Consider the following 8,605-nt stretch of genomic DNA (forward strand, 5'->3'; position numbering starts at 1 on the left):
GTGTCCGTGTGATCGTCGACCTCGAACAGCACCTCGTCGTTGACCATCAGCTCGAAGAGCTTGCTGCCCTCGGCCGTGCGGAAGACGATCGTCTCGCCATCCGTCACGTAGTTGACCGGGAAGATGTCGAGGACATCGCCGACGTGCGACACGAGGCGACCCAGCTCCTGGCCGGAGATCAGGCGCCAGCATTCCGCCACGGTCAGACTGACGAGGGGGTTCACGCCGGACTCGTTCGCATCCACGTCTCCATCCTGCCGCGATGCTCGGTCTCGCGGCAGGGGCATCGCCGTGAAAACGATCTATCCGGCGACGCGGATGAGCTTCTTGTTGACGAATTCGTCCGCCGCCAGCAGGCCCATCTCACGCGAGGTGCCCGAGCGCTTCACTCCCCCGAAGGGAAGCTCCGGCGAGTCCGCCAGCACGAGGTTGACGTAGACCATGCCCGCCTCGATCTTCTCGGCGACGCGGGCCGCCTGCTCCGGATCGGTCGTGAACACGTACGAGCCCAGGCCGAAGGTGGTGTCGTTGGCGATGGCGATCGCCTCGTCCTCCCCCGCAGCCTTGTAGACGACCCCGACCGGCCCGAAGAACTCCTCGCGATAGGCGTCCATGTCGCCGGTGACGCCCGTCAGCACCGTGCCCGGGTAGTACGCGCCGTCGCGGGTACCGCCGGTGACGAGCGTCGCGCCCTGCGCAACAGCCTTGTCGACCTGTTCGGCGAGGCGCTCGGCCGCGATGAGCGACGACAGCGGCCCCAGCACGGTGTCCTCGGCGAACGGGTCGCCCACCTTCGCCGCGCTCATGGCCGCGGTGAACTTCGCCAGGAACTCGTCGTACAGCCCGTCGACCACGATGAAGCGCTTGGCGGCGTTGCAGGACTGCCCGTTGTTGTCCAGTCGCGCATCCACGGCGGCCTGGACCGCACCGTCGAGGTCGTCGGTGGACAGCAGGATGAACGGGTCGGAGCCGCCGAGCTCCAGCGCGACCTTCTTGAGGTTGCGTCCGGCCACCTCGGCGACGGCCGCGCCGGCGCGCTCCGAGCCGGTCACCGAGACCCCCTGCACCCGCGGGTCGGCGATGACATCGGCGGCCTGATCGTTCGTGATGTACAGGTTGACGTACGCGCCCTCCGGCAGGCCGGCGTCCCGATAGATCTCCTCCATCGCGGCCGCCGAAGCCGGGCACTGCGAGGCGTGCTTGAGCAGGATCGTGTTGCCGATCGCGAGGTTCGGCGCCGCGAATCGCGCGACCTGGTAGTACGGGAAGTTCCAGGGCATGATGCCCAGGAGCACCCCGATCGGCGAGCGTCGGATCAGCGCGGTGCCCTCGCCCAGGATGTCGAACGGCTGGTCGCCCGTGATCTTGTCGACGTTGTCGGCGTAGAACTCCGTGATGTCCGCGGCGAAGTCGACCTCGCCGAGCGCCGCGGCGAGCGGCTTGCCCATCTCGCGCACCATCGTCGCGGCGAGCTCGTCACGGCGCTCACGATGCAGTTCGGCGACGCGCCGCAGCAGCGTGGCCCGCTCGGCGACGGGCGTCACGCGCCAGTCGCGGAAGGCGGCATCCGCAGTCCCGATCTTCCGATCCAGCTGCGCGTCGGTCAGCGTGTCGTAGGTGGCCAGCGTCTCGCCCGTGGCGGGGTTGACGACCGCGTAATCACTCATCCGTATCTCCGATTCGTCTTCAGACAGTCTGTCGCGCCTTGCGGGCGCTCGGGGGTGCGTCCATGGCGAGGGTCTCGCCGCGGAAGAAGGCCGGCCGCTTGATCGCCTGCCAGATCATGATGACGATCCCGAGCCCGATGATGACCATCCCGAGGATGAACACGATGCCGATCCCGCCGATCTGCGAGCCGCTGCCGTAGGCAGGGTCCATCGAGTCGATCAGGGTCGTGAAGAACAGCACCGCGAGGATGACGCCGCCGACGAGCGGGAACAGGAACGTGAAGAACACGTTGCGCACGGAGTCGAACCACTGCTTGCGGAAGTACCACACGCAGGCGAACGCCGTCAGCCCGTAGTAGAAGCAGATCATCATGCCGAGGGTGAGGATCGTGTCCCAGAGGGTGTCTTCGCTCACGACCCGCATGACGGCGTAGAACACCGACGCGACGACGGCCGACACGATGGTCGCGTACCCGGGGGTGAAGAAGCRGGGACTCACCTTGGCGTACGCCGGCGGCAGCGCCCCGTAGTGGCCCATCGCGAGCAGCGTGCGCGCCGGTCCGACGAAGGTGGACTGCAGCGACGACGCGGAGCTGGTGAGCACCGCGAGCGAGACGAGGAACGCGAGCGGGCCGAGGATCGGACCGGACAGGTGGAAGAAGACGTTCTCCTGGATCTGCTCGTTGCCCAGGCCCAACTCCCCCGTGCCGACGCCCGCGAACATGATCATCGCGACGGCCAGCAGCAGGTACAGCAGGACGATGATGAGCACGGTCCCGGTCGCGGCGCGACCAGGGGTCTTCTCCGGGTTCTTGGTCTCCTCGTTCATCGTGAGAGTGACGTCCCAGCCCCAGAAGATGAAGATCGACAGTGACAGGCCGGCAGCGAAAGCGCTGAACGATGACACCGCGAACGGGTTGAACCACGCCCAGTCGAACGGCATGAAGTCAAAGGCGTTGYCGTTGACGGCCTGTACGATCGCCGCGACCGCGAAGAAGATCAGCACGACGACCTGGAAGGTGACGAGCACGTACTGCAGCTTCTGGGTGGTCTGCATGTCGCGGTACGAGATGAAGGTCGCACCGAGCATGAACAGCAGGCACACCGTGATGTTGATCCACGTCACGCTCGCGAGGTCGGCGAGGGCCTCATTGCCGGTGATCTGCGAGAGCAGCAGGAACAGGAAGTCGACCGCGACCCCGGCGAGGTTGGACAGCACGAGGATGGTGGCGGCGATCAGGCCCCAGCCGGCGAGCCATCCGATCCACGGGCCGAACGCGCGGGCCGCCCAGGTGAACGAGGTGCCGGAGTCGGGCATCCGGTTGTTCAGCTCGCGGTAGCCGAACGCCACCAGCAGCATCGGGATGAAGCCGACGAGGATGATCGCCGGTATCTGGGCGCCCACGACGGATGCCGTCGGGCCGATGGCGGCGGTGAAGGTGTACGCCGGCGCGATGCACGAGATGCCGATCACGATCGCGCCGATGAGGCCGACCGTCCCGGCGCTCAGGCCCTTCTTGGACAGTCCGCCGGCACCTTCGCCGGTGGTGGGGGCAAGGGGCGCCGGGGCGCCTGCGGGAGCACTCATTGCTCTCCTTCAGGGGTGATGGTGCGAGGGACGACGACCATCGGCACGGGAAGCTCGTGCAGCATCTTCGCCGCCGTCGAGCCGAGGAAGAGCCGCCGCGGCTGGGCCAGGCGGCTGGAGCCGACGAGCACGAGCTCGCCCGGCTCCCAGTCGAGGTGCGCGACCGCCGATTCGATGCTGTCGCCGCGACCGACGACGACCTCGCTCGGGATGTCGGCGGGGAGAGCCGCCTGCGCGGTCTTGAGCACCTGATCGGCGTGCGCGGCGCCGGCGATGCGGATCACGCCGGTGTCGACGGTCGGCGGCAGATCGACGGTGACCAGGGACAGCAGTCGCACCGAGGCGCCGGTCGCCTCGGCGAGCGCGACGGCCTCGCCGATGAGGACCTCCGCACCTGAGCGCGTGCCGATCGCCACGGTCAGGCGGGTGACGCCGGTGGAGGCGGCGACCTTGCGCGACCCCTTGGGTGCCAGCACGACAGGCACATCCGAGCTGTGCAGCAGCTCGGACGTGGTGGAGCCGAGGCGATGCCGGCCGCGCAGACCGCCGTTGGCCGTCCCGACGACGATGTGCGTGGCCGTCAGCTCAGCGGCTGCGGCCACGAGGCCTTCGCCGAATGAGTCGGCGAACCGCACGTGCTCCGCATGGGCGACGCCCGCCGGCACGCTCGCGGCGGCTTCGGCCAGCCATAGCTCCGCCTGGGCGGTGATGTAGCGGTCGTAGCTCGCGTCCGGCGGCGTGATGACACTGCGGCTGTCCGCGGGCAGCACCTGCACGATGTCGAGTTCGGATCCGGATGCCGCGGCCAGCCGCGCCGCGAGGGTGACGGCATCCTTCCCCGCCTTGGTCGCAATGTAGCCGACGACGATCCGCTCGGTCATGTGCGGTCCCTCTCGACGATCGCGGCGGCGACGAAGCGGCCCATGCGGATGGCGCCGTCGACGTGCTGGTAGCCGGCGCCGGCCATGTCGCTGCACGCGAAGTGGATCGGACCGACGGGGGTGCGCTGGTCGGCGCCGTAGCGGGCGAGGCCGCCCAGATCGAAGCTCGCGGCGTAGGCGCCGCGGGTCCACTCCTCGCTGCCCCAGTCGCTCTCGTAGTAGACGATCGGGTTCTTGGCCTCGGGTCCGTAGTAGTGGGAGAGGGATTCGAGGATCCGCTCCTTGCGATCGTCGGCGGAGAGGAGGAATACGTCGTCGGCGTGCTGGTCGGAGACGAAGCCGACGAGGGTGCCGTGCTCGTCGCCGTGGTTGGTGTTGTCGTAGGCCTCGTGGGAGAGCTCGTAGGGGCTGAACGCAGTGCCGGAGAGCCCCTGCTCGCGCCAGAACGGGCGGTCGTAGACGGCGTGCACCTTGATGACGAAGCCCATCGAGATGTGCTGGTGCAGCTGGTGCTGACGGCGCGGCAGGGCGGGGACGAACTGGATGCGGCTGTAGAGCACCGGGGCGTGCGCGAGGATCGCATACCTGGCTCGGACCGTCAGCGAATCGGTGGTCGCTGTGACCCCGGCATCCGACCATTCCAGCGTGCGCACCGGCTGCCCGAGGTGGACGTCGTCGCCGAGGCGCTCGGCGAGGAGCAGCGGCACCTGCTGAAGACCGCCGACGACCCGCTTGTCGAGGATGAAGTCCGCGTCGACGAGGTTCGAGTAGCTCCCGGCGCTCGCTGCCATCAGCAGGGACTGCAGCAGCGAGAAGGCATGGGTCGGCTTGGTGAGCATCGCCGAACCGGTGGCAAAGGCGAGGTTGCGGACCGCCTCATCGTCGTCGGTCTGCGCTCGCAGCCAGGCGTCCCACGAGATCGTGTCCCATTCGGCGGCCTTCGCGTGCTCCCATGGGCGGTCGGGGTCGATCTCGGCGACCATCGCGTCGAGCCGCTCGGTGATCTCGGCGATCACGTGCTCCGTTTCCGGCGCGACGGGGAACATCTCCCCCGTGAACCGGTGCGTGACACCGTCGGGGCCGACGTAGACGCTGTCGCCGTCGCGGTAGCGGCTGAACGTCTCGAGCCCCAGGTCCTCGATCGTCTCGATGAGTGCGTCCTGGTCGGGCGAGACCCACTGGCCGCCGATCTCGAGCATGGCGCCGTCGATGACGTCGGTCCAGAGGCGGCCGCCCACCCGGTCGCGCGCCTCCAGCACCGCGACCGACAGGCCCGCCTTCTTCAGCTCGTTGGCGGCCGTGGTTCCGGCTGCGCCCGCGCCGATGATGACGACGTCCCTCGTGATCTCCGTCATTCTGACTCCTTCGTCTGGCTGGTGGTCGGTCCCTGAGCCTGTCGAAGGGCCGAGCGTTCTCATGGCGGACGCTTCGACAGGCTCAGCGACCAGGTTTCTGTTCGGTCAGGCCGCGGCCAGCGCGGAGGCGACGACGTCGAGGCCCTCGTGCAGCAGGGCGTCCGGGATCGACAGCGGCGGGAGGAAGCGGATGACGTTTCCGTAGGTGCCGCAGGTCAGGACGATGACGCCCTGCGCGATGCACGCCTTCGCCACCGCGCCGGTAAGCGCCGCATCGGGCTCCCCCGTCGCCGGGTCGACGAACTCCGCGGCGATCATCGCGCCGTGGCCTCGCACGTCGCCGACCCGCGGGTCGGTCGCCTGCAGGGCGCTGAGCCGGTCGGTGAGGATCGCGCCGATCTCGTTCGCCCGCTCGATCAGCCCCTCGGTCTCGTACACCTCGATCGCCGCGACGGCAGCCGCGCACGCGATCGGGTTGCCGCCGTAGGTGCCGCCGAGGCCGCCGGAATGCGAGGCATCCATGATCTCCGCGCGTCCGGTGACCGCTGCGAGCGGCAGTCCCCCGGCGATGCCCTTGGCCGTCGTGATGAGGTCGGGGACGATGCCGAAGCGCTCCGACGCGAACATCGCGCCGGTGCGGGCGAAGCCGGTCTGGATCTCATCGGCGATGAAGACGACGCCGTTGGCGCGGCACCACTCCACGACCGCCGGGAGGAACCCCTCAGCGGGGACGATGAAGCCGCCCTCGCCCTGGATGGGCTCGATGATGACGGCCGCGAGGTTGTCGGCGCCGACCTGCTTCTCGATGATCGAGATGGCCTTCTTCGCGGCATCCGCCCCGGAGAGGCCATCGCGGAAGGGGTAGGACATCGGCGCGCGGTAGATCTCCGACGCGAACGGGCCGAAGCCGCTCTTGTACGGCATCGCCTTCGCGGTGAGGGCCATCGTGAGGTTCGTGCGGCCGTGGTAGCCGTGGTCGAACGCGACGACCGCCGAGCGCTTGGTGAACTTGCGGGCGATCTTGATCGCGTTCTCGACGGCCTCGGCGCCCGAGTTGAAAAGGGCGCTCTTCTTCTCGTGGTCACCCGGCGTGATGCGGTTCAGCGCCTCGGCGACGGCGACGTAGGACTCGTACGGCGAGATCATGAAGCAGGTGTGGCTGAACTGGGCGACCTGCGCCTGCACCGCGGCGACGACTTTGGGATGCGCGTTGCCGATCGTCGTCACGGCGATGCCCGACCCGAGGTCGATGAGCGAGTTGCCGTCCGCGTCGACGATGACGCCGCCGCCGGCGGCGACGGCCTCGATCGGYGCCGTGTGGCCGACACCGGCCGCCACGGCGGCGGCCTTGCGATCGAGCAGCTCCTGGGAGCGAGGACCGGGGATGCTGGTGACCAGGCGCCGTTCCTGGGGAAGCGAGGGTCCGCCGACGGGGGGCGCGGTCAGGGTGTCTAGTGCACTCATGCTCGTGAGCGTACGTATTCGGACGCGGCACCCGCACTCGCCTCGGTGTACATTCTCGAAGGGTGGCTGTACACCTCGTACAGCTCTTGGGAGGTGTCCGTGGTCGCGGCGATCGAAGAACCCACACTGCGCGCCCTCCTCGGGCGACGCGAGCTGCATCTGCGACTCGAGTCGGGCGAGGCGGACCTTGCGCCGGGTGCGCTGGATCGCTCTATCCGCTGGGTGCACAGCTCGGATCTCGCCGATCCGACGCCCTTCCTCTCCGAGGGCCTCGCGCTGCTCACGACGGGGACGCAGTTCCGCGATGCGAGCGACGAGGACTACGCCGATTACGTGCGCCGCCTCGCCGAGCGGGGAGTGCTCGGCCTCGGGTTCGGCACCGAAGTGGTGCGCGACGGCATCCCGCCGGCCCTCGCCGACGCCTGTCGTGCGGAGCGGATGCCGCTGTTCGAGGTGCCCTATCGCACCCCGTTCATCGCCCTGGCCCGCGCGAACGGCGAGGCGATCGCTGCCCAGTCGTACGCACGGCGCAGCTGGGCGCTCGCCGCACAGCGCGCCATCTCGCTCGCCGCGCTCCGGCCCGACGGGCTGGGTGCGACGCTCGCCGAACTCGCCCGGCAGCTCGACACGTGGGTCGGCATGTTCGACGCGGCGGGAGCCCTCAGCCGCGAGCACCCGGCCGGAGCCCTCACGACCGAGGTGCTCGACGGGATCACCGCCGAAGCCGGCGCCGTCCTGCGCCGGGGTGCCCGAGCCGGCTCATCGCTGCGGCTCGGCGACACGCCTTTCTCGCTGCAGACCCTCGGCCGAGGCGGTCACCTGCGCGGCGTCATCGCGATCGCCACCGGCGACCTCGACCAAGAGGGCCGCACCGTCGTGACGTCGGTGGTGGCGATGGCGGGCCTCGCGCTCGAGCAGCAGCAGAGCCTGGCCCGCGCGCACGGCCTGCTGCGCGCGGGGCTCGTCCAGTCGCTCATGACCGGCGACCCGGCGCTTGCCCGGCGCATCTCGCGAGAGCTGTGGAACGGATTCCCCGCCGCGCCGGTGCGCGTGGCGATGACGGATGCCGCGACCGCCCGGTCGGACGCGGTGGCGGAGTGGCTCGCCGTGCGCGCGACCGAGCGCAAAGGCGGGGTCTTCTTCGGTCGCACCGAGGACGGACTGCTCCTGGTCGCGCGGGACGAGGATGTCTTCGTCGAGCTGGCGGAGCTGTTCGACGCCTCCGTCGGCATCTCCGAGCCGATGTCGTACGCGGCCTTCGCCCAGGCGCACGCCCAGGCGACGACGGCGCTGCACCGCGGCACGCGGCCGGTCACGCGGTTCGCCGAGGTCGCGGCATCCGGAATCCTCTCCGCCCTCGACTCGGACGCCGCTCGCTCGCTCGCCGGGGCCCGACTCGCCCCGCTGCGCGAACACGATGAGGCCCACGGCTCGGCGCTCATCGAGACGGTGCGGGTGTGGCTCGAGCAGGATGCGCGGATAGACGCGGCGGCCACGACGCTCGGAGTGCACCGGCACACCGTGCGCGCCCGGATCGGGCTCGCCCAGACCCTGCTCGGCGCCGATCTCGCCTCGTTCGCAGCCCGCGCCGACCTCTGGGCGGCCCTGCAGGTCGCGGGGAGGTGAACCGCCCGGTCGTCAGCCCCGAGA

7 protein-coding genes are annotated in these 8,605 nt (G+C 69.6%); 1 reads left to right on the forward strand and 6 read right to left on the reverse strand.

Translation table 11 applies throughout. The features are described 5' to 3' along the window. From AC1DVT_RS15250 to gabT, 6 genes are all read right to left on the reverse strand, one after another. A partial coding sequence (locus tag AC1DVT_RS15250) for a pyridoxamine 5'-phosphate oxidase family protein (RefSeq protein WP_477389865.1) occupies positions 1-245 on the reverse strand: 245 nt, incomplete at its 3' end. 57 nt (positions 246-302) lie between these two features. Beyond that, positions 303-1,667 (reverse strand): NAD-dependent succinate-semialdehyde dehydrogenase, encoded by a 1,365-nt coding sequence (locus AC1DVT_RS15255; RefSeq protein ID WP_477389866.1) that lies wholly within the window; start codon positions 1,665-1,667, stop codon positions 303-305. Positions 1,668-1,686: 19 nt separating this feature from the next. Then, entirely contained in the window at positions 1,687-3,255 is a 1,569-nt protein-coding gene (locus tag AC1DVT_RS15260; protein ID WP_477389867.1) for an APC family permease, read from the reverse strand. Continuing rightward, entirely contained in the window at positions 3,252-4,136 is an 885-nt protein-coding gene (locus AC1DVT_RS15265) for a universal stress protein (RefSeq protein ID WP_477389868.1), read from the reverse strand. Before AC1DVT_RS15265 ends, AC1DVT_RS15260 begins: the two co-directional genes overlap by 4 nt. After that, on the reverse strand, positions 4,133-5,491 hold the full coding sequence (locus AC1DVT_RS15270; protein WP_477389869.1) for a flavin monoamine oxidase family protein: 1,359 nt from the start codon (positions 5,489-5,491) through the stop codon (positions 4,133-4,135). Before AC1DVT_RS15270 ends, AC1DVT_RS15265 begins: the two co-directional genes overlap by 4 nt. Positions 5,492-5,596: 105 nt before the next feature. After that, positions 5,597-6,955 (reverse strand): 4-aminobutyrate--2-oxoglutarate transaminase, encoded by a 1,359-nt coding sequence (gene gabT / locus AC1DVT_RS15275; protein ID WP_477389870.1) that lies wholly within the window; start codon positions 6,953-6,955, stop codon positions 5,597-5,599. Between the two features lie 45 nt (positions 6,956-7,000). On the opposite strand from gabT, the gene AC1DVT_RS15280 reads away from it, so the two are divergent. Beyond that, a complete protein-coding gene (locus AC1DVT_RS15280) occupies positions 7,001-8,581 on the forward strand; it encodes a PucR family transcriptional regulator (protein WP_477389871.1) in 1,581 nt (526 codons plus the stop codon). Positions 8,582-8,605 lie beyond the last annotated feature (24 nt).

The sequence above is a fragment of the Microbacterium sp. P2_F9 genome (assembly GCF_056403635.1).